Genomic DNA, 16,217 nt, shown 5'->3' on the forward strand with positions numbered 1-16,217 from the left:
GCGTTGCGCTTTGACTCGAAATGCTGCGGATTGTTTCGGATTGTTGCGATCACACCTGTGCACCCTCGGGTGCGGTCAGAATTGGCCGCCTTGCAGACGGTCATTGCGTCGGACAAAAAGCGACGTGACCTCAGCGATCCCGCCTTCGCCCGTCATGCGCTCCCGCCAAGCTCGCCTTCAGGCGATCGTGGAGCGCGCCAGCCGACCGATGTCTTCCGGATCAAGACCTGTTCAAGCCATGTCGCAACGATTACGCTCGTGCTTCTGTCCAGCCTGAAGGAGAGCGGACCGGTTGGCCGATACACCGCCGCAGCTTGACCTGTTCGGGGATCTTCCCGCGCACCTCCACTCGCGGCTTGGAGCGGGCTTGGGATCGCTGCGCCGGAGCTCCGGATCGTCCCGCCGTCGTTCCTCTGTCCCGATCATCGAGCCGGAAAGCGCGGCCCGCTTGCTATCGGAGCATGACGATTTTCGTGTTCTCCGCCGCCTTCGACCGCGGACCATCTCGACACCGCGCGCCCTCGAACCGGTCGAAAAACTGACTGTTATTGTCGATACCGAAACCACTGGTCTCGACCACGCGCATGACGAGATCATCGAGATCGGCATGGTGGCGTTTGTCCATGACCGGCAGGGCAGCGTCATCGAGGTCACGGGCGTGTTCAGTGCCTTGCAAGAGCCGTCGCGTCCGATCAGCCCGGAGATCACGCGGCTGACCTGCATCACGGACGCCATGGTGGAAGGCCGAGCGATCGACATTGACGCCGTTGAGCAGTTCATCGAGGCGGCTGATCTCGTCGTCGCGCATAATGCCGGCTTCGACCGACCGTTCTGCGAACGGCTGGCACGCGGCTTCGCGCCAAAGCCCTGGGCCTGTTCGGTCAAGGAGGTGGGTTGGTCGGCGTTCGGGTTCGAGGGTAGCAAGCTCGGCTATTTGGTCGGGCAGTGCGGCTGGTTCCACCATGGACATCGTGCGGTCGATGATTGCCACGCCCTGCTCGAAGTTCTGGCTGCAGCCCTGCCTAGTGACCAGGGATCGGCGCTCAGCCATCTTCTAACCCGGACCGAGGCCACCCGCGTGCGGATCTGGGCCGAGGGCGCGCCTTACGATCTCAAAGACCAGCTGAAACGACGCGGCTACAAGTGGGATGGGGGAAGCGATGGTCGGCCCCGATCGTGGTGGGTCGAGGTCGAGGAGGGCGCGTATGAGGCCGAGATCGCCTTCCTGGAGCAGGAGATCTACATGCGGCGGGTTCGGCCCCGGGCGCAGCGGATCACCGCCTGCGAGCGCTACAAGGCGGTCTGACTGATGGTCCGTTTATAGATGGTAATATCCTTTATCACGTCATGCAGACGACAGTAGCCGTGGCCAATTCGTTGGGCTTCGGCAGCTCAGGGTTGCTGTAACTTTTTGATCCTCTTGTCCGCCCGATGCACCGCTATCGGTAGCCGAGCCTTCCATCGCTCGCCACGGGCAAAGTCGTTCCGGGCAAGCCGGTCCCGACCCTGACGAAGGATGAGGGTCGCGGCGACGACCTTCGTGTCAACTGCCGGGAGTAAATGGCCGGCGCCCGGTCCAGGCTGGAGATCGAAGTCGCGAACCGCTACCGGCATCTCGTTACCAAGCTGCGGCTGACCTGCTTCTACGGCTTCGTCCTGATCCTGCACCGTATCAGAGTTGTCAGCAAAACTTTCGCTGGGCCAGTTCGTGAAGTCCGCAAGGAGTGTAGGTTCGGCCGACACTGGTGGGGCTGGTGTCTCGGCATCTTCCGCAGCCTTCGCCTCGATCGCTGACGCCCGTTTTTGACGGGGTCTTGCCTGGACTTTCGACTCATCCACCGCTGAATCAGCAGCCTCATTAAGCACGGGTAGGACACGTCCAGTCACTTCGGCCAGCACGGGCGCGTCCGGCCTTGGTATCGGCGTTTCCGGCCAAGCAATGGAGGGCTGATCGTCGGCTTGTGGCCACTGGGGCGCGAGCGGCTTCGGAGTAGCTGATTTTCGGCTACCTGACCGAACCTCGACGGTGAAAGGCTTGATGACGCGGCGCAATTGGATGTTCGTTCAGATCAAGATGGTTCGGGTTCTTGCCGCTGGGGGTGTTACCAGGATGCTCAGCTTTGCATCCTGCTGCCCGGCCGTTTCGCTTCCGCCCTTGTGGCAGTAGTGGGTCGTGCAGTCCATCACTTCCTGGGTTTCACCACCCGATCAACCCATCCGTGCGGCTCCTACGTGCGAAGGAGGCGGACTCCGGTCGACAGCTCCCGCCCAAGAGGAAGAAAGGTCTACTTTTCCTTCTCGACCATTTGCCTCGACCATTGACGAACAAATCGCTTCGCGTTTGCGGCGGTCCCAAGAATGAGCAAACCGCATCCGAAGAGCGCGAACGCTGGCGGCAGGGGGACGGCACTGATGTCACCTGTCCAGGTCACCTCAGTAAAACCTAGTTTGTCGAAATCTAGGCCGAAGATGGACGGCTCGTCCAGAAGTCCCGTCAACCGAAACCGATCAACGCCGTGGCCGAACTTGAAGATGCCGTCCAAACCAATGTCGGAGCCCGAATCGACGTAGATGCCGAGAACGGGATCCCATTCCCAGACGCTCACGTCTTCGCCGATCGAAGAAGACAATTGTACCGCGTCGATCAGCAGCCCGCTCGAGAGGACGTCTTCGGTGTTGCTGCCGTCCACGTTGAAATAGGTAAACCCATCCGGGGCATAGATGAAAAATCGTTGATCTGACACTTGAGGGTCGGCATTGCGGTCGAAGGTAAGCAGGGGATTTGAGGCTGTCGATCCGCTCACTGAAACCGGACCGGAGCTGTTCAACGCTGCCGAGGCATCGGAGATGAAGTTCGGAAATGAGGATGTTCTGGTCCAGTCGCTTTGTTCGCCGTAGTGGTCGTTGCCAGTTACGCTGGCAACACCGATGATTGTGTCCACTCCAGCTACATTGGCAACCAGAGGGCCACCACTATCGCCACTGCCGAGAGCGCCTTGGAGAAAATCGGCCGGTAGTCCTACAACAGGGTAGACGCGCGGGTCCAAAAACGTTCCGGCGACGACATTATCGAGCGGTGTCTTCACGGTCGTCTGAGCACCCAGCTTCGTTTGATTGGTATGGGCGATTTCGCCATCAATTCCGTTCCCTGTATTTCCGTATCCTACGAGGGTCCCAATGGTCAGCCCGGACGAATTGATCTCGTTTCGACTCGTATTGACAGGCAAATAGTTTCGGGGGACAGGGCCCGTCGAGCTCGTGATGTGGATGAGCGCAATGTCTCCGGAATTGGTCAATGCACCGCTGTCGATGTCGGCGAAGTCATTGTACCCCGAGAAGATCGCGACGGAGTCGGCATATGTAGAATATTGCGGCGCATAATTGCCTTTGGCATCTTTCAGCGTTGGACCACCGATAAACGCAACTGAGACGCCGCTCGTCAAACTGCCATAAATGGCATTGCCAGTTGCTGACCCCGTCATGGCAAAGACCGGTGGCTGATTGCCCTCACTGGTCAAGCAGTGCGCGGCCGTCATCACGATCGATGCAGAGATAAGGCTGCCACTGCATTGGCCACCAAAGGATGTGTAAACAGCACCTACGGTAGCGAACCGAGCATCATTTCCCAAATTGACGTATCGACTGAAACTGGAATTGGAGGCGTAATCGGCGCGGGTCAGGATCGCGTGGGCGGGTGACGCCCCGGCGATCGTCAAAACGAGTGACAAAGCGCTTCCGGAGCTGAGGCCTATGAGGCTGCTGCGGCGGTCGGGTTTGCAAATCATTTAACAATCCCTCATCGTCAATGCTTAAGAAATAAAACGACATTCTGACGAGATCAGAACCATGCGAACAGGCCGCTTATTCGCTTCTCGGCAAAATATTTATTGCACCTAAGGGCCGGCCGACCACGAGCGCGCCAGGGATGCCAGTATGGATGGCCGTCATGGGCTAAAACTGTGACTTTCAACGATAAGTGGCGGGGTTTCTTTGGCGCTATGTGGCGCCGACGACGAGCGTGCTTCTGGCTGCCTCGACGACATCGTCGGTAATGACGGAGAGGTCGTTGATCCTGAGGATGCGCTCGATCTGGACAAATAGGCTTGCCATCCATCGTTGAGCGTTCAAGAGCGATGCAAGCATCAACGGCCGTGTGCATCAGAGAAACGCGACGCTCGATGTGCGGTTCGAGGACGGCAGAGCGGGTCATGGCCTGCTGGAGGCTCTCCTCGTTCAGGGCTGCAAAGGATGGTGTCGTCTGCTCCGGGGCCAAGTCGGTCTCCCGGTGCTCACCTGCTCTGCTCCGCGACCGTCCGATAGGGGAACGTTCAGCGGACGCTTTTCCAACCAAGCACAAGCGTTGCCGAACCACATGAATTGTCGTCTCACAAGTATGGTACGATAAAAGTATCATTGAGGGGAGCTCTATCGTACAATTCGGCCATGACATCGACCCTCATCGGCTATGCCCGCTGCTCCACTGACAAGCAGGACCTCGCCGCGCAGCAAGCAGCACTCCTCGAACTCGGTGTCGCACCAGACCGGATCTATGTGGATCGAGGCCTGACCGGCACAAACCGCTCGCGGCCTGGGCTCGATCAGGCCCTGGCCGCCGTTCGTGCAGGAGACACCCTGGTCGTGCCAAAGCTCGACAGGCTGGCCCGGTCTGTCCCAGATGCCCGGGCCATCGCCGACTCCCTGATCGCACGCGGGGTCAAGCTGGCCCTCGGGGCGAGCGTCTATGACCCGGTCGATCCAATGGGCAAGATGTTCTTCAACATCCTGGCCACCTTCGCCGAGTTCGAAGCCGATCTCATCCGCCTGCGGACCCGTGAAGGCATGGCCATCGCACGCGCCAAAGGGAAGCTGCGCGGCAAGAAGCCCAAGCTGTCCGACAAACAGCAAAAAGAACTGCGCCGAATGCACGACACCGACGACTATTCCATCAGTGACCTTGCCGAGCTGTTCTCGGTTTCGCGGCCCACCGTCTACCGCACGCTCGGGCGACAAGCATCCGCCACGTAGCGTTGCAAAAACCCCGCCACTTATCGCTGAAGTTCACATCGTTTCGGCCTATTGATGTCAGGAAAACGCGTCAACAAATCTATTGTAAAATAAAGGGTAATTTATTACAATCCTGACATGCTCATTGGTTATGCCCGCGTCTCGACCGCCGACCAAAACCTCGACCTTCAACGCGACGCGCTCCGGAAGGCAGGATGCGAACGCATTTTCGAGGAGAAGAAATCCGGCAAGGCGCGCACCAGCCGGCCAGAGTTCGATGCCGCCCTCGCGTTTCTCAGGCCTGATGACATCCTGGTTGTATGGAAACTCGATCGCCTGGGTCGGTCGCTTGTCGAGATGATGCGCACCATCGATACGTTGCGGCGCGACGGCGTCCACTTTCAGAGCCTGACGGAGCATTTTGATAGCGACACCGCGCATGGCCGGTTCGCGCTTCAGATGCATGGCGCCATGGCCGAGTATTTCCTCGACCTCAACCGCGAACGCACCATGGAGGGTCTGAAAGCGGCCCTCGCGCGCGGACGCAAAGGTGGACGGCGCAAGAAGCTGACCGAGTCCGACCTCGTCGCCGCGCGGGCGATGCTGAAAGAGCAGACGATCTCTGTGGCCGACATTGCCAAGCGGCTCGGCGTCACCCGCACGACCTTCTACCAATATTTCCCGGCCGCACGTCGTCAGGCAGGAGGCCTCTGATGCCGATCCGGCCACAGTTCAAATGGCTGTACCCGCTCGACTGGCCCCAGCTCTCGGCGGTGATCCGGTTCGAGCGGGCCAAAGGCCGCTGCGAAACATGCGGCCGGCCCCATGGCCGGCAGGTCCGGCATCTTGGTGACGGCAGATGGTTTGACGAAGAGCGTAAGACATGGCGCTGCGGGCGAGGCCGTGCTCTGCCGCGCCTGATCGCCGTTGAAAGCGAGGCGATCCGACTGACCAAGGTGGTGCTGGCGACGGCCCATCTCGATCACGACCCCGGCAACAACCGACCGCGCAATCTGAAAGCGCTCTGCCAGCGCTGCCATATGCTGCACGATCGAGAGCAGCATCGCCGACAACGGTGGCTGACCTTGCGCATGCGCAAAGCGATCGGCGACCTGTTCCTCGGTCCCTACAGCCCATGAAGGCGAGAGGGCAGAGGCAGTTCCAATGGCTTGCCAAGCTCGACAGGAGACGCCTCCAGTCTGCGCCACGAGCGCTTGCGGCGCAATTTATCCGACCGGCTCGTTCATTTGGAGATAGGTTGGATCGAACTCGCCCCAGTCAACCAACTGATCCCAGTCCGTGATGGTCACCTTATCTCGGTGCCACTGGATTAGGTTCTTGGCCCGGAGTGCTTGAATGGAACGGTTCAAATGCACAGTCGATAGGCCGAGCGTGTCAGCTAGGGTTAGCTGCGTGATCGGGCAACAAAACCTGTGGTTGTCAGCCAGTCTCACGGCTTTGAGGCGGGTGTAGAGTTCACAAATGAGGTGCGCAGTACCAGCGCCGGCTGACATCTGACCCATGATGGTCAGCCATTCGCGATGCGTCGCTGCGGCAGCCAGCGTGCTCCTCCACAGGAGCCTAGTCAGACGGGGCTCTGTTTCCGTGATTTGTTGAAGGCTTTCGTGCGACACCTGAGCAGTTTTGCACCCCGAGAAGGCAATGACGCCGTCATCCGTCTTCGTCGGGAGGAAGCTGTGGAGGTCGATGAAATCCCCCGGCAGATAAAGTGCTGTGATCTGGCGGGCACCGTTGCGCAAGATTTTATAGCGCCCCGCCCATCCTTCCAGGAGTGCTGAGATGTGAGGCGGTGTCTTGCCTGGGGTCACAATGCTGGCGCAGGTGTCGAAAGACCGCGTTCCGCTCACGGCGCTCGCAAGAACACTGACGTCTTCGTCCGCTACATGATCAAATGATCTCAGCTTACGAATTACAATATCGAATTGAGATCTCTGGCTGACCGACGCAATCGCTGGTCTGAACGCGGCGACATTAGATACAGATTTCATCCGTCATTGTCGCATAGGCAAGAGCTCCGCTCTCTTGAATGTGTCGATCTGCACAACTGCTCAAGCAGGATCATAATTTCGCGTGGTGAGGCCGGTTTTTCCAACCAGGGCGCGCCAGAAAACCCCGGCATATCGGCTGAATGACGTCCATACCCGGAATGAACCAAGAAGGGCACGCCGCGCTCCCGAAGCTGGTTTGCGACTTCAGTGCAGGGGCCGTCTCGCAAGTGAATATCGACGATCGCGAGCTGTGGGGTCCCCTGCTGGAGCAAAAACAGAGCTCCGGCCAAGGTGTGCGCTGGACCCAAAACCTCGTATCCGGCTTCAACGAGGGTTTCGCACAACTCCAGGCCGATGAGGGCTTCATCCTCGATGAGAAGGACTGAAGGCATCTCAGGCGTCGCGCGCATCGCTTGTTTCCCCCACAGCAAGCAGACGGTCCAAGCCTCAAGCTGGAAACCATCGTCTCAAGAGGTAAAACCTTGATCCAGCTTAAGCTGTACGGTTTCGTACCTCATAAAGAAATGTTTGTGCCGAGCAGGCTTGAGAACCGTCGCTGCACCGCGCCGTAGCATTCACAGGAAGCGGCTTCGAGGCCGGCACGGTCGAGAATGACAATCCGGCCGTTTTGATACTGGATCAGCCCGGCTCGCTGAAGAATGCGGGCGCTCACGGTGATGCTAGGACGGTGTGTCGAAAGCATCATGGCAATGAACTCCTGTGTCAGGAGCAGGTCGTCACCATCGACGCGATCATGTGCCATCAGGAGCCAACGCGAGAGGCGCTGCTCCAGCCCGTGGTGGCCATTGCAGGCCGCCGTTTGCATAACCTGGGCTTGCAGGGCTTCACTGTAACGCAGCAGGAGCCGCCGAAAGGGAGCGTTCGCTTCGAGCTCCTGATGGAAGTCCCTGGCCGTCATCCGCAACGCGGTGCCTGGAAGCTGGACCATACATTCGATGAAGGGCGTATCGACACCCGCCAAAAGCGAAATTCCGAGCATGCCCTCATTGCCGATCACGCCGACTTCGGCTTGCATGCCGTCGTCCAGGTTGGCGACGAGGGAGATCATGCCGATCTCAGGGAAATAGACGGCCTCGATGGCCGCACCCGGATGGTAGAGCGGCTGCCGCAAAGCAAGAACGATAGGGGTGAGTTTCGGCAACAGGCCGGCCAGCACATCGGACGGCAGAGAGGCGAGGAGACGGTTGCGAACGATCGACGATGGGGAAAGCGCCACAACAGCACTCCTCGCTCTGAGCGGGCGGGAGTGCTGGTCTCTCTCAGTCGTAGGCGCGCCGGACGGGTGCCTCGATCAGCACCATGTGGTGCCTGTGCCGGACGATTTACAGCCCAGATGCCCATTGAGGCTCGGATTGAGGCCCAGGCTATGAAACAGAATTGGCACGGGACCCTGCCGGCTTTGATGATTCAGGTAGTTACGGCGCCTATCGGCGTCAGGACCCCGCGCCGATCCACAGCCTGGCGACAGGCAGGCGGCCCTACAGCCCTTCATCACGAGAGCGGTGCGCCTGCTTGTCGCCGTGGCTCACCACGGCCAAAGGACAGCTTGAAGGCTCTGCTTGGACTCATACCTGCAATGAATCGAAGACCACTCACGGCGTTTCAGCGTTCTCGTTTCAATCGCAGCAAAAACGCCCAAGCAACTTCCTGTATCTCTCCCATGGTCAAGCTTTCAGGCTTTGTCACTGCCCGTACAGCTGTTTCACGTAAATCAATATCCGCCATAAACTGAGAGCGGTCGACCTGTGAGGGTTTTTGATGCGAAAAAGTATCTGGACCAAGATTGTCGTTCATAAAATTATCCTCCTCAGACAACGTAGGGATACTTATCTGTTACGATGGCGCTCCAATTCAGGTATCTTAAGCGACGAATGTGATTAGAAGATTTATTTTAAATAAGTTACCCTGGCTTTAATCAAATCTCCTCTGTAGGGGTATGCAAAAACGAATAGTGACTATTCGAAATCGACGGGGGCGCTTGCCTAACTTAGGTGTAAGCAGTTCCATTGCGGGAGTGCGATTGCACTCGGCAAGAGGAAGAGCGTGAGCTTTCGCCTTTTGCTGGAGCGCAGCCATGCCTAATCGTTCAGACCCGTCTCGATCCCTGCCCAATTACCACGCCTACATCCTCTCAGGTCTCGGGAAAGTCGGCGCACCGCCAGTTCCCATTTCTGCCAAGGATGATGACGAGGCCATCCAGCATGCGCGTCTGCTTGTCGATGGGCATGCGGTTGAGCTTTGGGATGCGGGCGGACTGGTCAGTCGATTTTTGGCAGGCAAGTGACGAGGCAGAATTGTTCCCCGGTGACATTACCGGCAAGGGCGTTTCGATGGACGGCCGACTTTCCAGCGATGAAGGCGAGGCGCTGATCCGGTTAAAATTGGCAAGTTCAGTCACGATGGTGAAAACGCGGATCGCGCTTTTGCCGCCGGGTGTCAAGGCGAGATAGACCGAGATCCAAGCCTATTGTGTCGCTGCAGAGCATGGCTAGCCGGGGGGCAAGGGGCGGGGCTCCCTCGCGCGCCGGAATGCACGCGGCGCTAGCCTCGAACAAAATATCGCGTCACGGTGCCTGGGACTCTCTAGCAGTTCGGCTAATTGGCTGAACTTTACTCATGTCGAGGGGTTAGCTCGGATGGAAAGCGACCTCGCCCCCTATACCCTGATCGTGGATGATGATGCGCTTCTCCGCACGGACATTGTCGAGCTGCTGGACAATGTCGGTTTCAGGACGCTCGAAGCAGCCAATAGCGGTGAGGCGATCGAGCTGTTGAAGCAGCACCACGCCGATATTGCCTTGCTCTTCACCGACGTTCAGATGCCTGGCAAAAACGGGTTTGTCCTTGCCCAAGAGACGGCCCGATCCTGGACGCATATCGCGATCGTTGTCGTGTCAGGCGATGTCAAACCCGCACCTGGCGAGCTGCCCGAGGGAGCGCATTTTATTGCCAAGCCTTTCAGCGCCGAAACCGTGCACGGGCATTTGCAGGAGATCCTACCGGATGGACAAAAGCCCGCGCCGTTAAAACGTATGTCAGAGGCGAACTGAAACGCTCTGGTCACCGTCTATCCGCAGGCCTGGCTCGCCTGGGTTCTTGCCAAGCTGCCCGATCACCCGGCCAAGCAGACGAGATGCTACCGTGGAACTGGAAGGATGCCCGAACCGCAGAAGCCCTCATCAAGTCGGCCTCATCCCGCCGCGCCGGGAAAAGCACACGCCTGCGGTGCGGGTCGGATGCTTACAGCGGGACAGCCAGGCGACCTGCTCGATCAGCAGGAGATCGCCGGCATGGCTGTCAGAGAGGAGACGGAACAGCTTGGGTCGTGTGAGCTTCGCGCTGCTCTCATTCTCGGCATAGAAAGCGGCGATCGACAGGCCCTCTTTGGCGAAAGCTACTTCGTTAGAAAATAACGCGGGCGTCGACTTAATCTATGTTATACTCACTCCATTGCCACAACCTGAGATCACTAGCATTCATCGGGTGTGGCTTTCGCTCCGCGAGCCCCCGATTACCCCGAAAGGGGAGTCAAATGGTTGAACCGCCTCCCTTTGATGCCGCTCTCGATTTAGCTCTGGCGGTGATCGCGTCGTCGCCAACTCCATTGATTGTTCTCGACGGCGAACTCACAGTGATTAAGGCGAGCAGATCCTTCTGCCGCGACTTCCGGCTCGATCCGACCAGCGTTGATGGTCAACCGATCTTTGCGCTTGGCGCTGGGGAATGGGCTGAGCCGCGTCTTCAGTCACTGCTTAAGGCAACGGCCTCCGCAAACGCCGCAGTAGACGCCTATGAAATGGAGCTCAAAAGTCCGCAACTGGGGACGAGACACCTCATCATCAACGTACAAAAGCTCGTCTACGCCGACAAACAAAACGTCCGTCTCCTGGTTGCGATCGCCGATGTGACGGATATCCGAAGATCCGAGAAACTCAAGGATGACCTGCTGCGGGAGAAGGCGGTCCTGATCATGGAAATTCAACATAGGATCGCCAATAGTCTTCAGATTATCGCCAGCCTGATCATGCAGAGCGCCCGCAATGTTCAGTCTGACGAGATCCGGGGCTATTTGCATACCGCGCACGACCGGGTGATTTCGATCGCTGCCTTGCAAAAGCATCTGGCAGTCTCGGACGACGACACGGTCGAGATGGGGACCTACCTCACTCAGCTCTGTCAGAGCCTCAGCGCGTCGATCATCGGCAACCATGACCAGCTCTCGATAAGGGTCACCGCTGATCATAGCGTTCTCGATGGTGGCAATTCCGTCTGCATAGGTCTGATTGTCACGGAGCTTGTGATCAATGCAGTGAAGCATGCCTTCCCGGCTGGTCGGACCGGCACGATAAAGATCGATTTCCGGTCGCATGGAACTGATTGGACGCTTTCTATCCGTGATGACGGCATCGGAATGCCGCTCAACAGAGGCGCTCCCGGATTGGGCACCAGCATCGTTGAGGCGCTTGCGCGACAACTCGATGCGCGGATTGGTGTCGCTGATCGACATCCTGGAACAGATGTATCGCTGGTTCACACGCAGATGGTCGCATCGAACGGAAACATTCTTCATCTCAGACAGCCGGTATAGAGCCGTTTCTCTCCTTTGAGGATGTGCGTGTGTGCCTCCCTTTCTTCCGGAGAGCATCACGGCTCCCGGGGCACGAGGGGCCTGTCGCAAAATTTCTCGGCCTCCTAATGAAGCGCTCGAGGACTCAGTCCTGTTCTACTTGTAATGTTTTTTACATTCTCCAGATAAAAATTTATGCACTCCAAGGTTGTAAAAAACAGACATAGCAGAGTGAAATTTCAGCAGAAACCAGGCGCCAGAAAACTTTGCGACAGGCCCAAGCCGGCCGCCTTCAAACGGCGCCACAGCTCGGCGCCCTTGCGGCAACCACCGTCCCACTCGGCCTGGAGCCGGTCCGCCCAGCGATCGATCGAGCTTTCTCGGGAGCGAAAGATGTCGTCTCGCGTTCCTCGCAAAATCCGGCGCACCGTTTGGCGCGACAGACTGGTGGTTCGAACGATCGCCTTGATGCTTTCGCCTCGCCTGTGCCTGTCGGCGACGGTCCGGTTGACCTCATTTCGGCGCTCGAAGCCTCGGCGCCCCTCATTAAGCGACTCGCGGTAAAGGGCTTAGGCCGAGCCGGCCTAGCAGCGCTGTGGCCTTGTCCGCTTCCATCGGTCTTGCGAAATAGTAGCCCTGTCCGCGCTCACACTGCCAGCTATTCAGCATCGCAGCCTGTTCCGCATTCTCGATCCCTTCGGCTGTCACCTCGAGGTTCAACGACTTGGCAAGCAGCAGAATGGCCTGGACGATCGCCTTGTCTTCTGCGTTCTCGGCAATCCCCTTGATGAAAGAGCGATCGATCTTGAGAACATCCAGCGGTAGCCGCTTGAGGTAGGCCAGGGACGAATACCCCGTGCCGAAATCATCGACGGCGAGTTTGATGCCGATGGCTTTCAATCGGGACAGCGTCGAAATGGTCGCCTCGACGTCCAGCATGATGGTACCTTCGGTGATCTCGAGCTTCAGATAACGCGCTGGCAACCCGGCCTCCTGAAGCGTCCGCTCGACCTCTTCGGCCAGATCAGGCATCTGGAACTGTCGGGGCGAAAGGTTCACGCTGATCACGACCGGCGGATCGATGGGAAACTGAGCGTGCCAGATCGCAGCTTGGCGACAGGCCTCCTTGAGCACCCAGAGACCGAGCGGGATAATCAAACCTGTCTCTTCCGCGAGGGGAATGAAGTCCAGGGGGGAGATCATGCCCTGCGTCGGGTGCTGCCAACGCACCAGAGCTTCGACTTCGGTGACGCGCTCGGACTTCAAGGGGACGATCGGCTGATAGTGGACCCGCAGTTGGCCCCCATCGATTGCGGCGCGAAGATCGTTTTCCAACTCGAGCCGCGCGAGTGTATCGACCTGCATGCTGGAGTCGAAAATCACGTGACGGCCTTTGCCGGCGGCTTTGGCGCGGTACATGGCAAGATCAGCATTGCGCAGCAGGCTGTCGGCCTGATCGCGAGACGCGTCACCAAATGCGATGCCGATGCTCGCCGTCACCGCGATCTCCCGGCCTTCAAGCAAGAAAGAACGACCGAACTGTTTCTTGATGGCTTCGACGACGGGCAGGACGGAAACATCGTCCGCGATGTTTTCGAGAAGAACCACGAACTCATCACCGCCGAGGCGGCCGACCGTGTCTTCGGCCCGCACGGATGCCTTCAGGCGTGTCGCAACCTCGATGAGAAGTTCATCGCCCGTCTGATGACCCAGGCTGTCGTTGATGATCTTGAACTTGTCCAGATCCAAAAACAGCAATCCGACATTGGTATTCCGACGCCCGGTGCGAACCAGAGCTTGCTTGATCCGGTCGCAGAGAAGGGCGCGATTGGGAAGGCCGGTCAGACCATCGTAGAATGCCTGCTGCGTCAGTTGCTGCTCGAAGATCTTGCGATCCTGGATGTCGTGCACCGTCGCGATCAGTCCGTTCACAGCCGGCTCATCGAGAAGATTGCTCAGGATGAGTTCTGCGTGACGCCAAGCGCCTGCCGCGTTTTGGCATCGTAACTCGACCGCCTTTGTAGCGCCCCGAACCGCCTGCGTCTGGTCCCAGAGATCACGCGCAGCAGCGGTATCTTCGGGGTGAACAAGGCCGGTGAACGCCTCATCCAGCAGCGCATCGTCAGTGTACCCCCAAGGTCCATGCGTCGCAGGGCTCTGGTAAAAGACCGTGCCGTCGGGTGAGCAGATTAGAACGAGGTCGGACGCATTCTGAACGAGCGCGCGGAACCGTTGCTCGTTCCGACGTGCGGCTTCGGCCTCACGCTCAACGGCCCGCTTCACCTGATCCTGGTAGGACACCAGAACACGCCAGAAGAAGACCACCAATCCAAGACCGAACGTGAACACAAGCGGTGTCGAGAAGAGCACCCGGGCTTGGATCACGGCCAAATCGTGCAGATGTTGATCCGAGTTCGCGCGACTTGCGGCGGCGGCGCCCGAGATCTGCTCGCCGATCTCACCGAAGATGGGATCCACTTCGTCCGAGTCGATGGCATTGGTTTTCGCCACATCGCCCGCGTCGATTGCTGCGAACATGCGGTTGATCGCTGACCGGTACACATCATGCCTGCTGCGGATGTGATCGATAAGGACCGTGGTTTTGACGTCCGCCAAAGGGCGGGCCTTTGCGATGGCGTCCAGCATGGATTCGCCAGCGTGCGTATGCTTTTGGCGGACTTCAGCACCAGGTTCGAGACGATACTTACGCTCCAGCGACTCTTCTTCCCCGACCGCATACCTCGCTTCTTCGAGCGCGTCGCTCAAAGCAGTTGCATTTTGTGCCATTTTACTAGCGCGAAAGGTGGAAACGGCGCCCCAGAACGCAAAGCCGGGCAATCCAAACAGCACGACCACGAGGCCAACCGAAGCCATCCTCCTAAACGTTTGACGCTGCATCGAGGATCTTAAACCAAAGTTGGCCTGTTTGGCCGATCCGGGCAGGGGCGTTACGGATTGCGTCATGGATGGTCCATCAATCACGATGTTTTGATTGAGACCTGCATGTGCTTACATCAGGTGAAAATACCTTTACGAAACTGTATAGCCATTAATCCTGCAACCCATGCCGTCCGGCAAGGTGCCAGCTTCAATCCACCTTACGACCCTTCCGCCGAGGTGGGTCTCACGTGATTTGGCTGACTGGTTGGTCTCGAACGAGCCAGTTTGAACCTGGCCACCTCGGCCTGCTTGCGCGAAGCGATGGTCGGCTTGGCCGTCACTGATGCGGGCATAGGGATCAGACCGCGACACGGGCGAACGGTGTCCGTTACGGGAGTGTCCGCGTCAACGATGATCGCATGGACTCATCCGTCAGGATCTTGGGGTCGATCCTCACCTCGCAACTGCGCTGCAGAAGCACCGCTCAGAGCCGCAACAGCTCCAGCTCGACTATGACATGGCGATCTAACAGCTTGAAGAAATCCGATGGCGAACGTGACCTATAATGTCGTGGTGCCGTTCACGCGAGACCGGTCAGGGTTGATGGACAATGAAGGCGAAGCTCGACGTTTGTCGTTCCAGCATGCCATGGTTGGTCTTCAAAGAATGCACATGGCGCTCAGTCGCAAACCCGCACTCGCCTGCGGCCGATGACGTCCCCATCCTCATTGAGGACGGGCCGGCGCTCGAAGTGACATCCAGAGCCGTATGCGTTGGCAGCGCCCGATCCCGCAAGCCCGCCAATCACACCTGCGGCAATATCTGCCGCGTCGTCACCGCGGTGTCGCCGAGGGCCATTGTCCCGGCCCTGATCGCCCTGATCGCGGTCGTCGTGGCGACGCCGAAATCTCTGGTCGCCATCGTCCATCGGCCGGTGATACGCGGGGTCTCCCTCGTAGTCCTGCGCGTGCGCGGCGCTTACAAGCGGCGCGAGCATGGCAGTGACAATGGCGACGCCCTTGAGCATCTTGACGATGGTTGTCATGTTCGTCCTCGCATTGCTCGGATCGCTCGGGAGAAACGTCGCTGTTCCGTTGCTTGGCTCAAGCACGTTGGGCACCCGTTCGTTCCGCCGATGACCTGATAGCCAACACGACATCGCCCAGTGCAGCTAACTGCAAGTGTCGCAAAAGAGCTCATCCTCGCAATCAGGCGTTCGCCGCCGCCAGATCTTTGGTTAGCCGATAGACGTGCATGCGGCTCAAGCCGGTTTCCTTAGCGATCGCGGATGGCCCCATACCTGACGCGTGAAGCTAACGAGCCTTGTCGACTGGCGCCGTCGCCTTTCGGCCGGTGTAAACGCCCCTGCCCTTCGCCGCCTCAATGCCGGTCTGCTGGCGCTCGCGGATGAACTTGCGCTCCATCTCGGCCACCATGCCGAGCACGGTTACAAGGATGCTGCCGGTGGCATCCTTGGTCGAGAAGCTTAGCTCGATCACGGTGAGCGCGGCGGCCTTCTCTTCCAGCTCATGCACGAGGTTCAGAACGTCGCGCGTTGAGCGGCCGAGCCGATCGAGCTTTACGACCACCAGCTCATCACCGGGGCGGATGAAATCCATGACCGTTGCCAGCTCGTCCCGTCCATCTCGGCTTTTACCCCAGGGGTTACGCATGAAATCAGTGAGCTATTTGACGGCCTGAAATCCGATATGATTCAGGGAGCCTCCTTGGCGTTG

16 protein-coding genes and 2 pseudogenes are annotated in these 16,217 nt (G+C 58.6%); 9 read left to right on the forward strand and 9 right to left on the reverse strand.

Annotated elements, in window-relative coordinates; translation table 11 throughout:
• The first annotated feature begins 367 nt into the window (after positions 1–367).
• Complete coding sequence (locus M8523_RS31425) at positions 368–1,306, forward strand: 3'-5' exonuclease (RefSeq protein ID WP_428351732.1); 939 nt, start codon at positions 368–370, stop codon at positions 1,304–1,306.
• 86 nt (positions 1,307–1,392) lie between these two features.
• Here M8523_RS31425 and M8523_RS31430 read toward each other — a convergent pair whose 3' ends face one another.
• On the reverse strand, positions 1,393–2,052 hold the full coding sequence (locus M8523_RS31430) for a hypothetical protein (RefSeq protein ID WP_282588792.1): 660 nt from the start codon (positions 2,050–2,052) through the stop codon (positions 1,393–1,395).
• 233 nt (positions 2,053–2,285) lie between these two features.
• Positions 2,286–3,785: a trypsin-like serine protease gene (locus tag M8523_RS31435; protein ID WP_282588793.1), complete on the reverse strand. Its 1,500-nt coding sequence runs from the start codon at positions 3,783–3,785 to the stop codon at positions 2,286–2,288.
• 658 nt (positions 3,786–4,443) lie between these two features.
• On the opposite strand from M8523_RS31435, the gene M8523_RS31440 reads away from it, so the two are divergent.
• From M8523_RS31440 to M8523_RS31450, 3 genes are all read left to right on the forward strand, one after another.
• The gene (locus M8523_RS31440) at positions 4,444–5,025 is read left to right on the forward strand and encodes a recombinase family protein (protein WP_282588794.1); all 582 of its coding nucleotides are present in this window, start codon (positions 4,444–4,446) and stop codon (positions 5,023–5,025) included.
• Positions 5,026–5,142: 117 nt separating this feature from the next.
• Entirely contained in the window at positions 5,143–5,718 is a 576-nt protein-coding gene (locus tag M8523_RS31445; protein WP_282588795.1) for a recombinase family protein, read from the forward strand.
• Entirely contained in the window at positions 5,718–6,143 is a 426-nt protein-coding gene (locus tag M8523_RS31450) for a hypothetical protein (protein ID WP_282588796.1), read from the forward strand. Before M8523_RS31445 ends, M8523_RS31450 begins: the two co-directional genes overlap by 1 nt.
• Positions 6,144–6,230: 87 nt before the next feature.
• Here M8523_RS31450 and M8523_RS31455 read toward each other — a convergent pair whose 3' ends face one another.
• Entirely contained in the window at positions 6,231–7,013 is a 783-nt protein-coding gene (locus M8523_RS31455) for a Crp/Fnr family transcriptional regulator (RefSeq protein WP_282588797.1), read from the reverse strand.
• A 227-nt stretch (positions 7,014–7,240) separates the two neighbouring features.
• Here M8523_RS31455 and M8523_RS31460 point away from each other — a divergent pair, with 227 nt between their 5' ends.
• On the forward strand, positions 7,241–7,399 hold the full coding sequence (locus tag M8523_RS31460) for a hypothetical protein (RefSeq protein WP_282588798.1): 159 nt from the start codon (positions 7,241–7,243) through the stop codon (positions 7,397–7,399).
• A gap of 128 nt (positions 7,400–7,527) precedes the next feature.
• On the opposite strand, the gene M8523_RS31465 is transcribed toward M8523_RS31460, so the two are convergent.
• Together M8523_RS31465 and M8523_RS31470 are read right to left on the reverse strand one after the other, a co-directional pair.
• Positions 7,528–8,190 carry a Crp/Fnr family transcriptional regulator gene (locus M8523_RS31465; protein ID WP_282588799.1) on the reverse strand — a complete coding sequence of 221 codons (663 nt, stop codon included), beginning with the start codon at positions 8,188–8,190 and terminating at the stop codon, positions 7,528–7,530.
• A 446-nt stretch (positions 8,191–8,636) separates the two neighbouring features.
• Entirely contained in the window at positions 8,637–8,828 is a 192-nt protein-coding gene (locus M8523_RS31470; RefSeq protein WP_282588800.1) for a hypothetical protein, read from the reverse strand.
• 407 nt (positions 8,829–9,235) lie between these two features.
• Between M8523_RS31470 and M8523_RS31475 the strand changes: the two genes are divergently transcribed.
• The 3 genes from M8523_RS31475 (at position 9,236) to M8523_RS31490 (ending at position 11,622) form a co-directional block, all read left to right on the forward strand.
• Positions 9,236–9,484, forward strand: coding sequence for a hypothetical protein (locus M8523_RS31475; RefSeq protein WP_282588801.1), 249 nt, complete (start codon positions 9,236–9,238; stop codon positions 9,482–9,484).
• A 186-nt stretch (positions 9,485–9,670) separates the two neighbouring features.
• Entirely contained in the window at positions 9,671–10,084 is a 414-nt protein-coding gene (locus M8523_RS31480) for a response regulator (protein WP_282588802.1), read from the forward strand.
• Positions 10,085–10,566: 482 nt separating this feature from the next.
• On the forward strand, positions 10,567–11,622 hold the full coding sequence (locus tag M8523_RS31490) for a sensor histidine kinase (protein ID WP_282588803.1): 1,056 nt from the start codon (positions 10,567–10,569) through the stop codon (positions 11,620–11,622).
• Positions 11,623–11,840: 218 nt separating this feature from the next.
• On the opposite strand, the pseudogene M8523_RS31495 reads toward M8523_RS31490, so the two are convergent.
• A pseudogene (locus M8523_RS31495) lies at positions 11,841–12,092 on the reverse strand (hypothetical protein); the annotation flags it as partial.
• A 55-nt stretch (positions 12,093–12,147) separates the two neighbouring features.
• Positions 12,148–14,139, reverse strand: coding sequence for a putative bifunctional diguanylate cyclase/phosphodiesterase (locus M8523_RS31500; RefSeq protein WP_282588804.1), 1,992 nt, complete (start codon positions 14,137–14,139; stop codon positions 12,148–12,150).
• Between the two features lie 952 nt (positions 14,140–15,091).
• Here M8523_RS31500 and M8523_RS31505 point away from each other — a divergent pair.
• Positions 15,092–15,625 (forward strand): hypothetical protein, encoded by a 534-nt coding sequence (locus M8523_RS31505; protein WP_282588805.1) that lies wholly within the window; start codon positions 15,092–15,094, stop codon positions 15,623–15,625.
• A gap of 64 nt (positions 15,626–15,689) precedes the next feature.
• Here the strand turns inward: M8523_RS31505 and M8523_RS31510 are convergent.
• Together M8523_RS31510 and M8523_RS31515 are read right to left on the reverse strand one after the other, a co-directional pair.
• Positions 15,690–15,782: pseudogene (locus tag M8523_RS31510) on the reverse strand (recombinase family protein); the annotation flags it as partial.
• Positions 15,783–15,794: 12 nt separating this feature from the next.
• Positions 15,795–16,154 (reverse strand): recombinase family protein, encoded by a 360-nt coding sequence (locus tag M8523_RS31515; protein ID WP_282588807.1) that lies wholly within the window; start codon positions 16,152–16,154, stop codon positions 15,795–15,797.
• Positions 16,155–16,217: the final 63 nt, after the last annotated feature.

Source organism: Lichenifustis flavocetrariae, from assembly GCF_026130545.1.
GTDB lineage: Bacteria > Pseudomonadota > Alphaproteobacteria > Rhizobiales > Beijerinckiaceae > Lichenihabitans > Lichenihabitans flavocetrariae.